Here is an 18,195-nt window from a genome sequence, read left to right on the forward strand (position 1 = left end):
CGCGCGGATGACTGCGGCCGAAGCAACCGCCCAACTGAATACCGCAATCCCAAGGAAGCCCGCAGCGCCCGATGCGCCGGCGAAGATGTGCGCAGAGAAAATGATGCCCGACCGCCGGTTTCGCCCCCATCCTCTCCTCCCGCGCACAATGTGCAGTTTCTCACGCTGAGTGGCCTTTTTCTTGGCCTCAGCGTGAGAAACTGCACATTGTGCGCGGGGGGATGCGGCGAAAAACCGCGGGGAGGGAGGATGGGCGCGAGATGCGGAGCGGGACGGCGGGCGACGCGCGGTACCCCGCGATGATACGGAGAACTCGCGCACATTTGCACCGGTGCGCGCGTTGCCGGCACCGGGTCGTTTAGAATTTCGCCGGTGAACAAGGAGGAAGGAGCACAAGGCATGAGCGGCGAACTGTTGGCACACATCGGATCCCCCGCCGACGTGAAGGCGCTCGACGCCGCCGACCTGCCGCAGCTGTGCGCCGAAATCCGCGCCGCGCTCGTCGCCTACGGGAAGTCCCACGGCGGGCACATCGGGTCGAACCTCGGCATCGTCGAGGCGACCGTCGCCCTGCACCGCGTGTTCGACTCGCCCCGCGACCGCATCGTCTTCGACGTCTCGCACCAAAGCTACGTGCACAAGATGCTGACCGGCCGCGCCCGCGCCTACCTCGACCCCGCGCTGGCCGACAGCGTCACCGGGTTCACGAACCCCGCCGAAAGCGAGCACGACCAGTTCGTGCTCGGCCACACCGGCACCTCGATCTCGCTGGCCTGCGGCCTGGCCAAGACGCGCGACCTGCTGGGCGGCCCCGGCGGGGCCGGCGGCGTGGGCAACGTCGTCGCCGTCATCGGGGACGGCGCGCTGAGCTCGGCCATCGCATTCGAGGGGCTCAACAACGCCGCCGAGCAGGGCGGCAACCTCATCATCGTGTTCAACGACAACGAGATGTCGATCGCCGAGGACTTCGGCGGCATGTACGGCCCGCTGGCCCGGCTGCGCGCGTCGGGCGGCACGGCGGAGCCGAACATCTTCCGCGCGTTCGGCCTGGACTACCGCTACGTGGAGCACGGCAACGACGTGGCCGCGCTGGTCGAGGCGTTCGAGCAGGTGCGCGACTGCGACCATCCGGTCGTCGTGCACATCCACACGCACAAGGGGCTCGGCCTCGACGCCGAGGACGCGGCCCACGGCATCCGCGACGGCAGATGCGAGGCCAACCACTGGCAGGACCCGTTCCGCGACGCCGCGCCGGAGCCGGGTCCGCGCAAGTACTACGGCGAGATGGCCATGGCCGCGCTGGAGTCCCGGTTCGCCGACGAGCCGGGACTGGTGGTCGTCTCCCCCGCCACGCCGGGGTCGAACGGCATCACGCGGGCGTTCCGCGAGCGTGCCGGCGCGCACTACGTGGACACCGGCATCGCCGAGGAGCATGCGGTGACCTTCGCCTCGGGCATCGCGAAGGCCGGCGGGCGGCCGGTCGTGGCGACGTCGGCCACGTTCTTCCAGCGCACCTTCGACGAGCTGCAGCAGGAGGTGGCGCTCAACCGCACGCCGGTCACGCTGCTGGTGTTCGCCGCGGGCGTCTCCGACGCCGACAACACGCATTCGGGCGCGTTCGACATCGCGATGATGGCGAACATCCCCGGTCTGGCCTGCCTGGCGCCGACCTGCCGCGACGACTTCCTGGACATGCTCGCCTGGTCGACGAGCGCGGCGAACCACGGTCCGGTGGCTATCCGCGTGCCGGGCGAGGCGGTGCTGGCGGCCGAGCGCGCCGGCGGATACCCCCGGCATCGGAACGCCGGGCGGACGCCGCACGCCGATGAGCCGGCCGCCGCCCCGGCGCCGGGCGCCGAACCGACAACCGGCCTCCGCTCGACGCCGCACGCCGCTCCGGCGCCGCAGACCGCCGATCCGACGGCCGGCTCCCGTTCGACGCCGCATACCGCCCCGGCACTGGACTCCCATACCACGCCCCGCACCGACGCGCAGGACGCGCAGAGCGCGCGGTTCGACGCCGGCACGCCGTGGGACCGCTATCTGATCGCGCACCGCGGCGCCGACGTCGCCGTCATCGGCCTGGGCGACGCCTATCCGCTCGCCGAGCGCGTCGCCGCGCTGCTGGCCGACGACGGGGACGCGCCGGTGGATGCCACGCTGGTCGATCCGCGCCGGTACGACCGGCTCGACGCCCCCACGCTCGACCGGCTCGCCGAGGATCACCGCGTCGTCGTCACCATCGAGGACGGCCAGCTGGACGGCGGCTGGGGCGAGCGGATCACCGCGTACTACGCGAACCGCGATGCCGTGGGCCGCGCCGCCGCGCCCGCCGCGGCCGGCCGCTCCGGTGGCGGGGACGGCGCACGCGGGCCGATTGTGCTCAACGTCGGCGCGGCCAAGGAGTTCACCGACCGCGTGCCGCTCGCCGAGCTGCACAGGCGCTACGGGATGGAGCCCGAGCGCATCGCCGCGCGCATCCGCGGCGCGATCGCGTCGTGCCGGTGATCACGCCGGCAGTCACGGCGTGCCGCTGATCGCGCCGCCGGTCACGTCGTGTTCCTGATCGCGTCCAGCGCGGGGATCCGCACGGCGCGGTTCGCGGGTTGGAACCCCGACAGCAGGCCGATCGCGGTGGAGAACGCGAGCGCGAACAGGTACAGCCACCACGGGATCACCGACACGCGCACGGCCTCCCCGCCGCCGACCAGGGCCGTGACGACGCCCCGCACGTCCACGCTTCCGAACGACACCAGGTTGATGGCCACGGACGCGACCGCGCTGATGACGCATCCGATGGCGCCGCCGATGAACCCGATGGCGCCGGCCTCGCCCAGGAACATGATGCGGATGTCGCGCACGGTGCAGCCCAGCGCCTTCATGATGCCGATCTCACGGGTGCGTTCGGTCACGGACATGACCATGGTGTTGGCGATGCCGATGGCCGCGACGAGCAGCGACACCGCGCCGATGCCGCCGAGGATCAGCTGGATGGCGCGCGACTGCTCCTCGAGGTTCTCGCGCATCTGACGCACCGACGAGGTGCCGAACCCCAGCGCGCGGATCTGGTCCTCCACCTCGCCCACCTGCGCCATGTCCGAGACCTTGACCAGCACCTGGTCGTAGGCGGAGGCGCGCGCGGACGAGGGGTCGGCGTCGCGGATGAGCCGCTTCAGGTCGTCGAGCGGCAGGATCACGCCGCTGGACGTGGCGCCGCCCTTGTTGTAGTCCTCCTCGAGGATGCCCACCGGCGTCAACGTGGTCTCCAGCGGGGCGCCCGCCCCCGTGTCGCCCGCCATCACGCCCTCGGACGACAGCAGGCCGTTGAACGAGGGGCCGGTGACCAGGGTGAGCGGCGTGTCCAGCGGGTCGAAGAACGGGTCGGGGTCGTCGGCGACCTCGCGGCACGTCCCGGTGGTCTCGTCGTACACGCACATGCCGCCGGAGCCGCGCGAATGGTAGCGCATGCTGTCCTCGCCGGCGCGGAACCGGTCCGTGAAATCGTAGGCGGTGTACTCGCCGAGCAGCGCCTCGCCGGGCCGCAGCGGGGCGCGCCCCTCCAGGAGCACGTACCCCATCGCGTCGAGCTGGGTGGTGTCGATGCCCATGACCTGCACGTAGTCGACGACGTAGCGGTCGCCGCCTCCCGTCTTCAGCGAGGCGGTGTACGGCATCGAGGCCATCGGCGTGACGCCCGCCACCTGCGGGATCGAGCGGAACTCCTCGACGGCCTTGTCGTCGAGCGCGGCCGGCTTGCCGTCGGCCCCGCCGCCGGCGCCCGAACCGCCCGTGTACACGGTGATGATGCTCAGGTCGCCCATCGACTCCAGCATGCGCTCGTTCTGCTCGTTGATGCCGGCGCCCAGGGACACCATCAGCACGATGGAGCAGCAGCCCACGACGACGCCGAGCACGGTCAGCACGGTGCGCGACTTGCGGCGCAGCAGGTTCTGCCGGCACAGCCGCAGGATGTCGGCGAACCTCATCGCCGCATCCCGTCGGCCCCGTCGGCGATGACCTGCGTCCGCTCGCCGTCGGCGGACGGGGCGCCGCCGGGCAGTGCCACCACGTCGCCGGACCCTGCCGGATCGCCGGAACGCGCCGCCGCATCGTCGTCGGACCGCGAGGGACCGCCGGACACGCCCGAACCATCGGACACGCCAGCGTCACCGGACGCGCCGCCATCCGCGCCGCCGGCCTCGGGGTCGCCGCCGTCCCAGTCGTCCCAGTCCTCGTCGTCCGCCCGACGGGCCGCATGCCGCGCGCGACGGCGGCGCACCGCCACCACGGCCAGCGCCACGGCCAGCGCGGCCAGCGCCGCTCCCCCGGCGATCCACGCCCACAGCGGCACCGCCGGCTCGGGCTCGGGCTCCAGGTCCATGCCCTCGTCGATGACGGGGACGCTCTCGTCGACGTTGAGCGTGATCGGGAAGTCGCGGGTCTTCGCCTCGCCGTTGGGGTCCTCGTAGCTGATGTGCAGCGTCGCGTTCACCTCGCCGGCGGCCAGCGGGGTGAACGCGAAGCCGACCGACCCGGTGCCGCCCGAGGCCACGTTGCCCAGGTACTGGCTGGACACGGCGCTTTCGATGCCCTCGCCCTCGATGCTGGCCTCGACGTTGGCGACGTCGGCCTTGCCCTTGTTCACGTAGGCCATCGTCACGGTGACCTCCTCGCCGGCGTACGCCGATTCGGGCAACACGGGGTCGTTGATCTGGAAGCGGTCGGGCTGGACCACCGGCACCGCGATCCTGATGTCGCTCGAACCGGTGCTGCGCACGCCGGCGTCCACGTATTCGTACCGGAAGCCCACCGTCACGGCGTGCGCGCCGCTGGCGGCGCTGCCCAGCGCCTGCATCGGCACGCTCTGGGTGAGCGAGTACCCGGCGTCGAGCCAGTCGACGTAGAACGTGTTGGTGCCGCCGGCGATCGAGAAGCTGTCGCCGCCGTCGACCGTGACCACCATGTTCTGCACCGCGACGCGGCCCATGTTCTGGAACGTGTAGCCCAGCGTGAAGTCGCCGCCGACCGTGGCCGGGGCGTCGCCGTAGGTGAAGTTGGTGATGATGACGTTCGGGACGGGCCCGGCCGTCGGCGCGACGGTGGCGGCGTCCGCCGCAGGGTCGTCGTCCGCGCGGGCGGGCGGCGCCGGCAGCAGCGCCAGGGCCAGCGCGAGTGCCGCCGCGATCAGCGCGGCCCATGCGGCCATGGCCGGCCCCGCCGCGCGGCGGGATGCACGATGCGTCATGATGGTGGTCCTTCCTCGGGTCCGGTTCAGTGGGTGTTCGGGGTGTCGTCGACGATGCGGCCGTCGAACAACGTCACGATGCGGTCCGCGTAGCGCGCCATGTGGTCGTCGTGCGTGACCAGCACGATGGTCTGGCGGTGCGCGTGCGCGAAGTCGCAGATCATCTCCATCACCTCGACCTTGGTCCTCGAATCGAGGTTGCCGGTCGGCTCGTCGGCGAACACGACCTGCGGGCCGGCGATGAAGGCGCGCGCGATGCCCACGCGCTGCTGCTGCCCGCCCGACATCTGCGCGGGGTAGTGGCCCATGCGCCCCTTGAGGCCCACGCGCTCCAGCATGGCCCGGGCGGCGCGCTCCCGCCGCTCCTTGGGCACGCCGCGGAACATCAGCGGCATCGCCACGTTCTCGACGGCGTTCAGCGTGGGCAGCAGGTTGTACGACTGGAACACGAAGCCCAGATGCCGCTGCCGGAACACCGCCAGCTCGCGTTCGCTCAGCGACGAGACCGGGACCCCGCCGATGCGCACCGCGCCGCGCGTCGGCTTCTCCAGGCCGGCCAGCTGGTTCAGCAGCGTCGACTTGCCCGATCCGGACTCGCCGTAGATGCAGCAGATCTGGCCGCGGGGCACGGCCAGGTCGATGCGCTCGAGCGCGACGACCGACTCGTCGCCCACCGGGTATTCCTTGCGCAGGCCGCGCACCTCGATCATCGGCCGGCGGCGCGCGCCGGGCCGCGGACCGCGGCGCACGCCGGAATCCATGGAGATGCGCGCGGGTTCCGCGGACCGCTGCGCGACATGTGGCAACGCCATCTGCCCCCCCTGTCTGCGCCGCCGTCGGCGCGCCCTCGTAGGTCGGGACGGCCCCGCCGGGACCGTATTCGAAAATGCGACAATGTTACCCGGAGTATACCGATATCGCCACGGCCGCGCCACCCCTAGGGGGATACCCTGACATCCGCGTGATTCCGGGCCCTGGCACGCAATCGGGCCACGGCCTGCGCCATTCCGCCGGTTTCGCCACGGGCGCAATCGCGACACGCAGGCGGCACCCCGAGCCGACGGAGAGGCGCGCCCGCGTCGCGCGCGATCGGCGCATATCGCGACCCATAGCATCCGGTTGCGCCGTGGGCGCAACGCCGGCCCGGACCGGTTGCATCGTGGCCCTTCCCGCCCGCGCGCGCCGCCGGCGGCGTAGCCTGTGCCCGGAAACGACGGACGACCGGGACAAGGAGACCCATGACGACGCATGACGCACCCGACCGCATGCTCACCCGCGACGTGGCGCTGGTGATGGCGGCCGCGTTCTGCTACATGGCCAGCAACATGATCGGCACCCCGCTGATGCCCGGCTACGCCGGCGAGCTCGGCGCCACCGGCACGGTGCTGGGCGTCGTCTCCGGCATGATGAGCTTCGTCTCGCTGTTCTGCCGCCCGATCGCCGGCAACCTCGCCGACCGGCTGAGCAAGCGGCTCATCGTCGGCGTCGGATCGGCGCTGTATCTGGTCTCGAGCCTCTGGTACGCCTTCGCCACGTCGCCGGGCTCGCTGATCGCCGCGCGCATGGTCAACGGCGTCGCGTTCGCCTGCTGCTCGGTGTGCCTGGCGACGTGGATGGCGACGCTGCTGCCGATCCGGCACATGGGCGCCGGCATGGGGCTGTACGGCACCGTCAACGCGCTGGCGATGGCGATCGGCCCGGCGATCGGCATCGAGGTGCAGCGGTTGGTCGGCTACCGGGCGACGTTCCTGATGTCGGCGGTGCTGGCGGTGGTGATGGTCGCGGCGGTGCTGCTGGTGCGCGACGGCGGGCGGCCGGTCGGGGCCGCGGCGCGCGGCGCGGCGGGCGACGGGGACGCGCGGACCGACGGCGCGCGGACCGCGGACGGCGGCGCGGAATCGGCGGTCCGGCGCGCAGGCCCGCCGCGCCGGCTGCTCGGCGCGGTCATCGAGCCGCGCGTGCTGCCGCTGGCGCTGGTGTTCATGCTGTTCGTCGCACCGTACTACGCGACGCAGTCGTTCGTCGTCGAATACGCGGCGGCGCGCGGCTTCCACGTCGCCGTGAGCCTGTTCTTCCCGCTGTACGCCCTCGCCCTGCTGATCCTGCGCATCACGCTGCGCGACCTGTTCGACCGCAAGTCGTTCCGGTTCTTCTTCGTCGCATGCTCGGCGTGCATGCTGGCCGCGCTGCTGTGCCTGGACCTGATGGCGAACAACGCCGTGCTGGTCGCCGCCGCGGTCCTGACGGCGTTCGGCTACGGCGTGATGAGCTCGGCCACGCAGTCGCAGGCGGTCATCATCGCCGGCCGCGCCCATGCCGGACTGGCCAACAGCACGTACTACGTGGGCATCGACCTGGGCATGACACTCGGCTCGCTGCTCGGCGGGTTCCTGTACGGCAACGTCGGCATCGAGTGGTTCTACCCGGTCCTCATGCTCTCGATGCCGCTGGCGTGGGTGATCTACATCGCCGCCGCGCACATCATCCATCCGGCGCACACGCGGCGGTAGCGGCGGCCCCGCGGCGCACGGGACGCCGGCGAGGCCAACCCGGCGGAAGGACGCTCGCGGACGGTCCCCGTTCGCGTGTATACTATGGGTGATTTGGCCCCGTAGCTCAGTTGGATAGAGCATGTGACTTCTAATCTCAAGGTCGGGAGTTCGAGCCTCCCCGGGGTCACTCGTTGTGTCGATTGTTCGTCGCGAGTGCCCGACATTGCCGGTTGCGTTGGTTGTTCGTCGCAAGTGCCCGACATTGCCGGTTGCGTTAATTGCCTATCGCGAATGCCCGGCATCGCCGGTTGCGTTGGTCGTCCGTCACGATGCCCGGCATTGCCGGTCAGTCCGCTTCGTCGGCGGGGCGGCCCCCTGGACGGGACAAGGCCTATGAACGGGACAGGCCCGCGGACGGGTCTGCTCCGTGAACGGGACGGGACCCGGACCCCGATGGCCGCCGGCGTCGGTTTTGGTTGATAAACAACGGGGCGACTGCGTTTTAGCAGACGCTGGGCGATCCCCAACGTCGGTTCGGTAGCACAGGTGCCGCCGCAAGTGCTACCGAACCGACCCGATGCCGATGCGCAACGGGCGGCACGGTAGCCATGATGCCGCAAATGCCACGGAGCCGACGCCCGGACGGAAGACAACAACCGGTACACGCGCGCCACACCCGGATACGCTCCATGCCGCCACGCCCCTCCTCGCCGTGCTGCGGCTTGTCCGCCATCCCCCGGCACCGCCGGGATGATCCCGACCGGGGTGACGCGGCGATGCGGTCCGCCTGTTATCGCCTGGCTCCGATTCATTCCGACGCATGGCGAGACGACAGGCCGCCGTTATCGCACGGCGCCGCTAGACTCGGGCGCCATGAGACTGATCGAGGCATGGAACGCCAACCCGGAGCGCGCCTACGCGCTGTTCGGCGCGTTCCCGGCGAACGAGCACGGGTTCGTCAACGATGCGTACGGCATGGACCGCGACGAGTTCGCGCGGTACCTGCGCCGGACCGAGGACATGCACGCCGGCCGCGACCTGCCGCCGGGGTACGCGCCCGCCACGAAGTACATCCTCGTCAACGACGAGGGCGAGTATGTGGGCATCGTCAACCTGCGGCACCGGCTCAACGACGCGCTGCGCGAGGGCGCCGGGCACATCGGCTACGGCATCGCGCCCGCATACCGCGGCCACGGCTACGCGACCGAGGGGCTGCGGCTGGCGCTGGCCATCGCCCGCGACGTCCACGGCATCGACGAGGCCTACCTGAGCGTCGACAAGGACAACCCCGCCTCGCTGGCCGTGCAGCGGCATTGCGGCGCGCGCATCGACCACGAGAACGACACCGAGTACTTCACCCGCATCGACACGACCGCATTGGACTGACCGCCGCGCTCCGGCGGCCGGACGGGTGTCGGAGCGCCGGACGGGGCGTCACCCGGCCGACACCCCGTCCGCATCCGCCGACGCCAGCCACCGGGCGACGAGGGGACGCAAGGCGTCGGGGTCGGACTGGACTGCGGAGCCGAGGACCGGCAGGCCGTCGCGCACGTCGCACCCCGGCAGCGCCCCGCGCAGCTCGTCCATCGTGCGGGCCAGCCCGCTGCCCTCGTTGGTGCAGAACGGCAGGATCGTCTTGCCGCGCAGGTCATGGCCGTCCAGGAACGTGCGCACCGGCATCGGCAGGGAGCCGCACCAGATCGGGTAGCCGAGCGCGATGCGGCCGGCGGCGGCGACGGCCCGTTCCGCGTCGAGGCCGTCCGGGGACACGGCCCGCAGCGCGATCCCGGGACGCGCCTGCGCCTCGAGCTCGTGCTGGATGAGCGACTTGGCCTCGTCGTAGCCGGCCGGATACGCCCGGTCCGGCACGATGCGCACCGACGCCGCGCCGGACTCCTCCGCCACGATGCGCGCCAGCTTCGCGGTGCTGCCCTCGTCGACGACGCCGACGTTGAAGTTCTCCCCGGGACGCGAGAAAAACACCACCAGCATACGGGACCTCCTTCGTCCGGACGGACGCCCGGCCGTGCGGCCGGACCGTCCGCCCCATCATACCCCCGACGCACCGCCGGAGCGGCCGCCGCCGCACGCCCGTCGCGCGGGACGCCGCGGCGCGGCCGCACGCCGGGGGCGCATGCGGCTAGGATGATGCCATGACCACTGCGCCTCGCCTGTACCGGCCGCTGCGGCTGGGGCATCTGACGCCGCTGGACGGCACGACCGTGCGCCCCGAGGATTCCTGCGACTCGGTCCGCATCGGCGTCGACGGCACCGTCGGGCTCCTGGACTGGTCCGGCTGCTCGTTCTTCAACTGCGCCATCGAGTCGATCGGCGCGACCCGTCTCGCCGCCTCGTCGGCGCGCTGCTCCGGCGTGCGCATCGAGGCCGTCACGGCGCCGCACGCCGCCTTCGACCAGGCCTCGCTGCTGTCGGCCGAGATCCGCGACTCCCGCTTCGGCGCGATGGAGGCGATGGAGGCGACGATGCACTCGCTGCTCGTCGAGCGCTGCCGCATCGACTACCTCAACCTGCGGATGGCCCGCTGCCGCGACGTGGTGTTCCGCGGCTGCCTGATCGGCGACTTCGACGCGGCCGACGCCCAGCTGGAGCGTGTCGCCTTCGAGGACTGCGAGATCCGCTCGCTGACGTTCCGCCACGCCCGGATCAGGGACGTGGACCTGCGCGGCGCGCGGCTCACGGAGATCCGCAACGCCGAGGCGCTGGCGGGCGTGACGATGACGCCCGGGCAGGTGGCCGACCTCGCCCAGGCCTTCGCCCGCCATCTCGGCGTCCGCATCGAGCAGGCCGAACGCTGACCGCGCCCCGACCACCGCTCCCGCCACGCGACATATGCAAAACCGCGCACCCCGTCACATGGGATGCGCGGTTCCGTGAACGCGGAAGGCGCCGGACCGGGCCGCTACCGCCAGCGCAGCAGCGAGGCCGCGTCGGCGTCCAGGTACCACAGGGTCCGCTCGGCGCCGGCGGCGTAGGAGCTGGGGGTGTGCGGATCGCACGCCGTGCCCAGCGCGCGGGCCGCGGCCTCGGCCTTGCCCCGCTTCGAGGCGACCATCCACACCTCGCGGCTGCGGCGGATGAACGGCACGGTCAGGCTCACGCGCAGCGGCGGCATCTTCGGCGAGCGGGCGACGCCCACCGTCCAGGTGCCGGGCTCGTCGATCCGCACCTCGTCGCGGTCGGGGAACAGCGAGGCGAAGTGGCCGTCCGGCCCGATGCCGAACATCGCGACGTCGAACGCGCCGTCCGGGCCAAGCTGCCCCTCCAGCTCGCGCCGATAGTCGGCGGCCGCGCGAGCCAGGATCGCGTCGTTCTCCGCGTCGTCCGCGGCGTCGGCGACCTCGCGGGGCCGGTCGTCGGCGGGCATCTCGTGCACGTTGGCCTCGGGCAGCAGACCGTCGGCGACCAGCGCGCCGAACCAGGCCTCGCGCGCCTGCCCGGCGTTGCGGTCGGGGTCGTCGGGCGTCACGAATCGTTCGTCGCCCCACCACAGGTGGACGCGGTCCCACGCCACCGCGGCGGCGAACGGGTGCCCGACCATCGCCTGCAGCACGGCGATGCCGTCGCTGCCGCCGGTCAGCGCCACGTCGAAGCGCGGCCGTTCGGCCAGCGTCTCCGCCATCGTGAGCAGCAGTCGCGCGGCGACGGCCTGATGCAGCGTGCCGCGGTCGGGGAAGGTGACGACGGTGCGTCGTGATGTCGGTTCGGATTCGGCCATGCATATTCCTTTCAGGACAATTTCGAATCAATGGGCGGCGAGGCCATGACGCGCGGCCCGCGGGCTCACTCGTGGTCGACGAGCGTCCAGCCCTGCTCGATCACCTCGGCGTACACCTCGTCCGGGTCGAGCCGGCGCAGCTCCTCGCTCAGGCAGTCCTCGGGGGTGCGCATCGGCATCGGCACGGTCTGCTCGAACTCGCCGGGCAGCGACACGGCCATGCGCTCGTTCTCGCGGTGCATGCCGAACTCGCCGTCCTCGCACACGAACGTCACGCCGGCCACGCCCTCGGCGTTCCCGTCGCGATCGATGACGACCGGCACGCCGAGCCTGAGCGCCAGCCACGAGCCGAGCAGCTCCACCGACAGGTGGCGGGGCTGGCCGAGCACGCGCACCGAGCGGATCGGGCTGGCGGGCCGCTCCTCGAGCAGCGAGGCGAGCGTGGCGCGCCACATCGTCAGGCGCGTCCACGACATGTCGATGTCCTTGTCGGTGTAGTGCGCGCGCAACGCGGTGAACGCGGCCTCCGGGTTCTGGGCGCGCATCGCGTCGGTGATGCGGCTGCGGGCCATCATGCCGATCGGGTCGGCGGACGGGTTCTCGGGGGCGCGGGTCGGCCACCAGGCCACGACCGGCGCGTCGGGCACGAGCAGCGGGATGACCAGCGTGTCCAGATGCCGCGTCAGCCCGCCGGTCGGCCGCAGCACGATGATCTCGCCGGCGCCGGCGTCCGCGCCGAAGCGCACCTGGGCGTCGAGCCGCGCGTCGTCGCCGACGTCGCGCCCCTCGGTGACGATGGCGATGACGCGGCACGGGTGCTCGCGGCTGGCGGCGTTCGCCGTGGCGAGCGAGTCCTCGAGGTTCGCGGCGTCGGTGCACACCAGCAGCGTGAGCACGCGGCCGAGCGCCGCCTCGCCGCGCCGCTCGTGCAGCTCGTCGATCTTGCTGGCGATGGCCGACGTGCTGGTGTCGGGAAGTTCAACGATCATGGCATCCTCCAGTGATGGCCGTCGCGGGCGAGCATCTCGTCGGCCTCGGCAGGCCCCCACGTGCCCGCGCGGTAGGGCTGCGGCTGGCCCAGCGTGGACCAGTACTCCTCGATCGGGTCGAGGATCCTCCAGGACAGGTCGACCTCCTCGGTGGTCGGGAACAGCGGCGGGTCGCCGAGCAGCACGTCGAGGATCAGGCGCTCGTAGGCCTCCGGCGACGACTCGGTGAACGAGCGGCCGTAGCTGAAGTCCATGCTCACGTCGCGCACCTCCATCGCGGTGCCCGGCACCTTCGCGCCGAAGCGCATCGTCACGCCCTCGTCGGGCTGGACGCGGATCACGACGGCGTTGGCGCCGAGCTCCCGGGTGGCGGTCGTCTCGAACGGCAGGTGCGGCGCGCGCTTGAACACGACCGCGATCTCGGTGACGCGCTTGCCCAGGCGCTTGCCGGTGCGCAGGTAGAACGGCACGCCGGCCCAGCGGCGGGTGTCGACGTCCAGGCGGATCGCCGCGTAGGTCTCGGTGGTCGAGGCCGGGTCGATGCCCTGCTCCTCCAGATAGCCGATGACCTTCTCGGCGCCCTGCCAGCCGGCCGCGTACTGGCCGCGGGCGGTGTGGGCGGCGAAGTCGTCGGGCAGGCGGACCGCGGAGAGCACCTTGGTCTTCTCGGCGGTCAGGTCGCCGGCGGCGAACGAGACCGGCTCCTCCATCGCGGTCAGCGCCATGAGCTGCAGCAGGTGGTTCTGGATCACGTCGCGCGCGGCGCCGATGCCGTCGTAGTAGCCGGCGCGCCCGCCGATGCCGATGTCCTCGGCCATCGTGATCTGCACATGGCTGACGTAGTTGGCGTTCCACACCGGCTCGAACATCGTGTTGGCGAAGCGCAGCGCCAGCAGGTTCTGCACGGTCTCCTTGCCCAGGTAGTGGTCGATGCGGAACACCGACTGCGGCTCGAAGACCTCGGAGACCACGCGGTCGAGCTCCTGGGCGCTCTTAAGGTCGTGGCCGAAGGGCTTCTCGATGATGACGCGGCGCCAGGCGCCCTCGCTGGAGCGCGCCAGGCCGCAGGCGGCGAGCTGGCGGGAGACCAGCGGGAAGTCGCGCGGCGGCACCGACATGTAGAACGCGTGGTTGCCGCGGGTGCCGCGGACGCGGTCGAGCTCGGAGACCGTGTCGGACAGTCGGGTGAAGGCCTCGGGGTCGTCGAACGTGCCGACGACGAAGCGCATGCCGTCGTGCAGCTGCCGGAACGTGCGCTCGTTGAACGGCGTGCGGCAGTGCTCGCGCACGTTCTGCTCGACGAAGCGGGCGAACTCCTCGTCGCTCCACTGGCGGCGGCCGAAGCCGACCAGCGCGAACCCGGCGGGCAGCAGGCCGCGGTTGGCCAGGTCGTACACGGCCGGCAGCAGCTTCTTCTTCGACAGGTCGCCGGTGACGCCGAAGATCACCAGCGAGCAGGGGCCCGCGATGCGCGGCAGGCGCAGGTCGCGCGGGTCGCGCAGCGGGTTGGTCCACGCCTCCTGGGGCGTGGCTGGGGTTGTTGCCATATCAGATCCTTACGATTCGGATGTCGGCCGGCGGCGCGGGGCCGGTGCCGCGCCGCGCCGCCGGCCGGGCGGCTGGTCAGGACTGCTTGATCTCCTCGCGGCCCTCCTCGGCCCACAGCGTGTGGAACACGCCGGGCTCGTCGACGCGGCCGTAGGTGTGGGCGCCGAAGTAGTCGCGCTGCGCCTGGATCAGCGCGGCGGGCAGACGGCGCGAGCGCAGGCCGTCGTAGTAGGCCAGCGACGAGGCGAACACCGGCACCGGGACGCCGGCCTGCGCGGCGCGGGCCACGACGCGGCGCCAGGAGTCCTGGGCGCCCTCGACGGCGGCCTTGAAGAACGGGTCGAACAGCAGCGAGCCGGGCTTGGTCCCGCCGGCGTAGGCGTCGGCGATGCGGTTGAGGAACCGCGCGCGGATGATGCAGCCGCCGCGCCAGATCTTGGCGACGGCGCCGAGGTCGATGTCCCAGCCGTGCTCGGCGGCGGCCTGTTCGATCTCGTTGAAGCCCTGCGCGTAGGCGACGATCTTCGAGGCGTACAGCGCCTGGCGCACGTCCTCGACGAAGGCGGCGCGGGCCTGCGGGTCGGCGGCGATCGGTGCGAGCACGGCGGCGGGCTCGGGGCCGGCCAGGGCCTTGTCCCGGGCCTCGGCGCGCAGCCCGGCCTGCGAGGACAGGCCGCGGGCGAACACGGCCTCGCCGATGCCGGTGACCGGCACGCCCAGCGACAGCGCGGTCTGCACGGTCCAGGTGCCGGTGCCCTTCATACCGGCGCGATCGACGACCACGTCGACGAACGGCTTGCCGGTCTTCGCGTCCTTGTGGCGCAGGATGTCGGCGGTGATCTCGATGAGGTAGGAGTTCAGGTCGCCCTCGTTCCAGGCGGCGAACACGTCGGCCAGCTCGTCGGCGGACATGCCCAGGCCGCGGCGCAGCAGGTCGTAGCTTTCGGAGATCAGCTGCATGTCGGAGTACTCGATGCCGTTGTGCACCATCTTGACGAAGTGGCCGGCGCCGTCGGTGCCGATGTGCGTGACGCACGGCTCGCCCTCGGCCTGCGCGGCGATCTGGCGGAAGATCGGGCCGAGGGTCTTCCACGACTCCTCGGTGCCGCCGGGCATCATCGACGGGCCTTTGAGCGCGCCCTCCTCGCCGCCGGAGACGCCGCAGCCGACGAAGTGCAGGCCGCGGGCGCGGATCGCCTTCTCGCGCCGGATCGTGTCCTCGTAGTAGGCGTTGCCGGCGTCCACGATGATGTCGCCGGGCTCCATCAGGTCGGCGAGCGCGTCGATCATCGCATCGGTGGGCGCGCCGGCCTTGACCATGATGATGGCCGTGCGCGGCCGGGTCAGGCTGGCCACGAATTCCTCGAGCGTGTCCGCCGGGACGAACGCGCCCTCGTCGCCGTGCTCGCGCATCAGCGTCTCGGTGCGCGCGTGGCTGCGGTTGAACACCGCCACCGTGTTGCCGTGGTGCGCGAGGTTGCGCGCCAGGCTGGCGCCCATCGCGGCCAGGCCGACGACGCCGATGTTGGCCTGCGGTTCGTTCGTGTGGTTGCTTTCCTGTGCCATGTTGCTGCCTTTCGCCAAGTTGAGCGAGGGTTATCAGTAGTGTATTCCCACCGGGTATGGTACTCGGGGGTGTGCGCCGTACGCCCATCGCGTACGCGTCCGGTCCCGCCGGCCGGCATGGACGGCGGGCCGGACAGCCCGCGCGCGGGCGCGGCGCCGGGTCCGCGGTCAGTCCACGACGACCAGCGTGACGCTGTACGCCGGGACGGGCACGGCGACGTGCACGTGCGGCGAGGACAGCCGGTACTCGCGCACGTCGTGGCGGACCCCGCCGCGCGGCGCACCGGTGTAGGCCAGCGAGCGCTTGGCCGAGGGCGGGCCGCAGAGCGTCTCCACGCGCAGGCGCGGCGCGCGGCCGGAACCCGAGCCCAGCGCCCGCAGCCCGGGCGCCACGTCGAGCGTGACGCGCACCGGCGCGTCGCCGACGTTGACGATCTTGACGCAGCGCCGCGAGCCCTCGTCGCCGGTGGCGCACACGAACAGCCGGCCGGCTCCCCCGTCCTCCCCCGTCACCGCGCACTCGTAGGCCGTCGTGCCCACGTTGGCCGAGAACAGCCGCTGCACCTCGTAGTTGACGGTCGGCGAGACGGTCGCCGGGTTGAACTCGATGAGGTTCTGCTCCCAGCCCTTGCCGGTGATGTGGGCGAGCAGCGGGGCGTACGAGGTCATGCGCACCACGTCGCTGTTGCGCTCGCACCCGGTCAGGAACGCGGCCTCGGCCAGGGCGGAGCGCCACCGGCAGGCCGTCTCGTAGGTCTGCGGCCGCGCGGCGAAGTAGCCGTTGGCCGAGTACTCGCCGAAGCACACGCCGGCGCCGTCGCGCGGGTAGTCGTCGAAGCGTCCGGCCTGCCGGACGAACCACTCGGGGGCGTGGTAGGAGTGCTCGTCGACGACGATCGCGTCGCCGGTCGCCGACCCGCGGGCGCCGACCCGCGCGGTTCCGGCGGTTCCGGAAGCCGCCGCGGTCCCGGACCCGGCGGCCCCGTCGGCCGCGGCGGCGGAGGCGTCGCGACCCTCGGCGTCCCCGACGACCCCGGTTCCGGAGGTCCCGACGGTTCCGGTCCCGTCGGCCGCGGCGGTTCCGGCCCCAGCGGCGTCCCCGGCCACGGAGGCCTCGGCGGCGACGGCCCGCGCGTGCTCCCAGGCGCGGCGCATCGGCAGGCGGAACGGGAACAGCCCCGCGCTCATCACGCACAGCATCGAGGGGTCCTTGGCGTGCACGGCCCGGCAGATCGCGTCGTACTTGTCGACGTAGTCGGGGCCGTGGTTCTCGTTGCCCACGCCGATCATGTCCAGGCCGAACGGCTCGGGGTGGCCCATCCGCGCCCGCACCCGCGCCCATGCGTCGGTCTCGGGGTCGCCGTTGGCGAAGTCGATCAGGTCGAGGTAGTCCTGCACGACCGCCTCGCGGAAATACGCCGAGTCGGTGGCGATGTGCCTGGGGTCGCGGTAGGGCGACTGGCAGGTGATGCCGGCGAACAGCGTGGGCAGCGGCCGGGCGCCCAGGTCCTCGCACAGGCAGAAGTACTCGTAGAACCCGATCTGGTAGCTCTGCGAGTAGCTGGATCCGTCGGCGGTGCGGAACGCCCACATGCTGTACTGCTGGCGGCGGGCCGGCAGCGCGCCGACCGTGTCCTTCCAGCGGTACTCGTTGCCCGGGGTCACGCCCTCGACGATGCAGCCGCCCGGGAAGCGCACGAACGACGGCCTGAGCGCGGCGATGGCCTCCACCAGGTCGCGGCGCAGGCGGCCGTGGCGCCACTTCGGGTCGCCCCGGCCCCAGTGGTCGGCGTCCATCAGCGACACGCAGTCGAGGTCCAGCGTCACCGGCCCGTGCTCTGCCCCGCCCGAGCCGCGGCGCACGACGCCGATGCGCAGCTTGCCGTAGTCGGTGGCCGCGCCCGTCAGCGTGCACGCCACGCGACTCCACCCGTCGCGCGCGAACGGGTCGTCGGGATCGGGGGCGGGACGCGCCTCGAGCACGTCGCTCAGCGGCAGACCGTAGCGGTCGACCACCGACACCAGCAGCGCGCACCCGCCCGCCACCGGCCGCACGTAGGCCGAGAACTCGTAGCGCCGCCCCGCCGCGACGGCCATCGCGCAGGCGTCGGCATGCTCGCCGCCGCCGTTGTACCCGAGGTTCTCGACACGCCCCGAATCCCCCTCCATCGTCAGTCTGGCGTACCGGCTGTTGTCGTGCAGCGGCGGCGCCGGGCAGTCGGTGGCCACGCTCCGGCCTCGCTCGCCGCGGATCCGGGTGCCGCAGCTGCGGGCCGCCACGCCGTCGAAGATCCAGAACCGCAGCGGGTCCGGCAGGGTGCGCCACCGCTCCTCGCCGCGCACGCGCAGGCCGTGGTGGTCCAGGTACACGCCGTCGAAGCTGTAGTTGTTCACCATGTTGGCGTTCAGCCCGCCGTCGGCGCCGAAGTTGATGTCCTCGAGGAACACGCCGTACAGCCGATCGCTCACCGGGTGCGTAGGGGCACCCACCGTCACCGTCACCATGGCACCATTATCCGGCATCCGCCCGCCGGGGCCGGCCGACGTCCACAATTCACCCGCTGTTCACCCGCGGTTCGGCCGCCCGGCCCCGTCGGCTCACCCGGCGGCGCTAGTCTG

13 protein-coding genes and 1 tRNA gene are annotated in these 18,195 nt (G+C 72.1%); 5 read left to right on the forward strand and 9 right to left on the reverse strand.

All coding sequences use genetic code 11. From position 1 onward, the window contains the following. The first annotated feature begins 399 nt into the window (after positions 1-399). On the forward strand, positions 400-2,508 hold the full coding sequence (locus KIH73_RS03505) for a 1-deoxy-D-xylulose-5-phosphate synthase (RefSeq protein WP_219080585.1): 2,109 nt from the start codon (positions 400-402) through the stop codon (positions 2,506-2,508). Between the two features lie 41 nt (positions 2,509-2,549). On the opposite strand, the gene KIH73_RS03510 is transcribed toward KIH73_RS03505, so the two are convergent. The 3 genes from KIH73_RS03510 to KIH73_RS03520 are packed head-to-tail and all read right to left on the reverse strand — an operon-like array spanning position 2,550 to position 6,006. Continuing rightward, positions 2,550-3,986, reverse strand: a complete 1,437-nt coding sequence (locus tag KIH73_RS03510) for an ABC transporter permease (RefSeq protein WP_219080587.1) — start codon at positions 3,984-3,986, stop codon at positions 2,550-2,552. Then, positions 3,983-5,245: a CARDB domain-containing protein gene (locus KIH73_RS03515; protein ID WP_219080589.1), complete on the reverse strand. Its 1,263-nt coding sequence runs from the start codon at positions 5,243-5,245 to the stop codon at positions 3,983-3,985. The genes KIH73_RS03510 and KIH73_RS03515 overlap by 4 nt, the downstream gene beginning before the upstream one ends. Before the next feature lie 26 nt (positions 5,246-5,271). Next, on the reverse strand, positions 5,272-6,006 hold the full coding sequence (locus KIH73_RS03520) for an ABC transporter ATP-binding protein (protein WP_420830216.1): 735 nt from the start codon (positions 6,004-6,006) through the stop codon (positions 5,272-5,274). A gap of 477 nt (positions 6,007-6,483) precedes the next feature. On the opposite strand from KIH73_RS03520, the gene KIH73_RS03525 reads away from it, so the two are divergent. The 3 genes from KIH73_RS03525 (at position 6,484) to KIH73_RS03535 (ending at position 9,123) form a co-directional block, all read left to right on the forward strand. Then, positions 6,484-7,755 (forward strand): MFS transporter, encoded by a 1,272-nt coding sequence (locus KIH73_RS03525; RefSeq protein WP_236022556.1) that lies wholly within the window; start codon positions 6,484-6,486, stop codon positions 7,753-7,755. A gap of 95 nt (positions 7,756-7,850) precedes the next feature. Next, positions 7,851-7,924 (forward strand) — tRNA-Arg (locus KIH73_RS03530). Positions 7,925-8,610: 686 nt separating this feature from the next. After that, a complete protein-coding gene (locus KIH73_RS03535; RefSeq protein ID WP_219080591.1) occupies positions 8,611-9,123 on the forward strand; it encodes a GNAT family N-acetyltransferase in 513 nt (170 codons plus the stop codon). A 48-nt stretch (positions 9,124-9,171) separates the two neighbouring features. Here KIH73_RS03535 and KIH73_RS03540 read toward each other — a convergent pair whose 3' ends face one another. Next, a complete protein-coding gene (locus KIH73_RS03540) occupies positions 9,172-9,729 on the reverse strand; it encodes a flavodoxin (RefSeq protein WP_219080593.1) in 558 nt (185 codons plus the stop codon). A gap of 161 nt (positions 9,730-9,890) precedes the next feature. Here KIH73_RS03540 and KIH73_RS03545 point away from each other — a divergent pair, with 161 nt between their 5' ends. Continuing rightward, positions 9,891-10,553 carry a pentapeptide repeat-containing protein gene (locus KIH73_RS03545; protein ID WP_219080595.1) on the forward strand — a complete coding sequence of 221 codons (663 nt, stop codon included), beginning with the start codon at positions 9,891-9,893 and terminating at the stop codon, positions 10,551-10,553. Between the two features lie 104 nt (positions 10,554-10,657). Here the strand turns inward: KIH73_RS03545 and pgl are convergent, their stop codons facing one another. The 5 genes from pgl to KIH73_RS03570 all read right to left on the reverse strand — a co-directional run bounded on the left by pgl (position 10,658) and on the right by KIH73_RS03570 (position 18,081). After that, positions 10,658-11,473, reverse strand: a complete 816-nt coding sequence (gene pgl, locus KIH73_RS03550) for a 6-phosphogluconolactonase (protein WP_219080598.1) — start codon at positions 11,471-11,473, stop codon at positions 10,658-10,660. A gap of 65 nt (positions 11,474-11,538) precedes the next feature. Further along, positions 11,539-12,462 (reverse strand): glucose-6-phosphate dehydrogenase assembly protein OpcA, encoded by a 924-nt coding sequence (locus KIH73_RS03555; protein ID WP_219080600.1) that lies wholly within the window; start codon positions 12,460-12,462, stop codon positions 11,539-11,541. Continuing rightward, a complete protein-coding gene (gene zwf / locus KIH73_RS03560; protein ID WP_219080602.1) occupies positions 12,459-14,009 on the reverse strand; it encodes a glucose-6-phosphate dehydrogenase in 1,551 nt (516 codons plus the stop codon). The genes KIH73_RS03555 and zwf overlap by 4 nt, the downstream gene beginning before the upstream one ends. Before the next feature lie 76 nt (positions 14,010-14,085). Continuing rightward, positions 14,086-15,576: an NADP-dependent phosphogluconate dehydrogenase gene (gene gndA / locus KIH73_RS03565; protein ID WP_219080605.1), complete on the reverse strand. Its 1,491-nt coding sequence runs from the start codon at positions 15,574-15,576 to the stop codon at positions 14,086-14,088. 168 nt (positions 15,577-15,744) lie between these two features. Further along, a complete protein-coding gene (locus KIH73_RS03570; protein ID WP_236022557.1) occupies positions 15,745-18,081 on the reverse strand; it encodes an alpha-L-arabinofuranosidase C-terminal domain-containing protein in 2,337 nt (778 codons plus the stop codon). Positions 18,082-18,195 lie beyond the last annotated feature (114 nt).

It is taken from the genome of Bifidobacterium phasiani (genome assembly GCF_019331775.1).
GTDB lineage: Bacteria > Actinomycetota > Actinomycetes > Actinomycetales > Bifidobacteriaceae > Bifidobacterium > Bifidobacterium phasiani.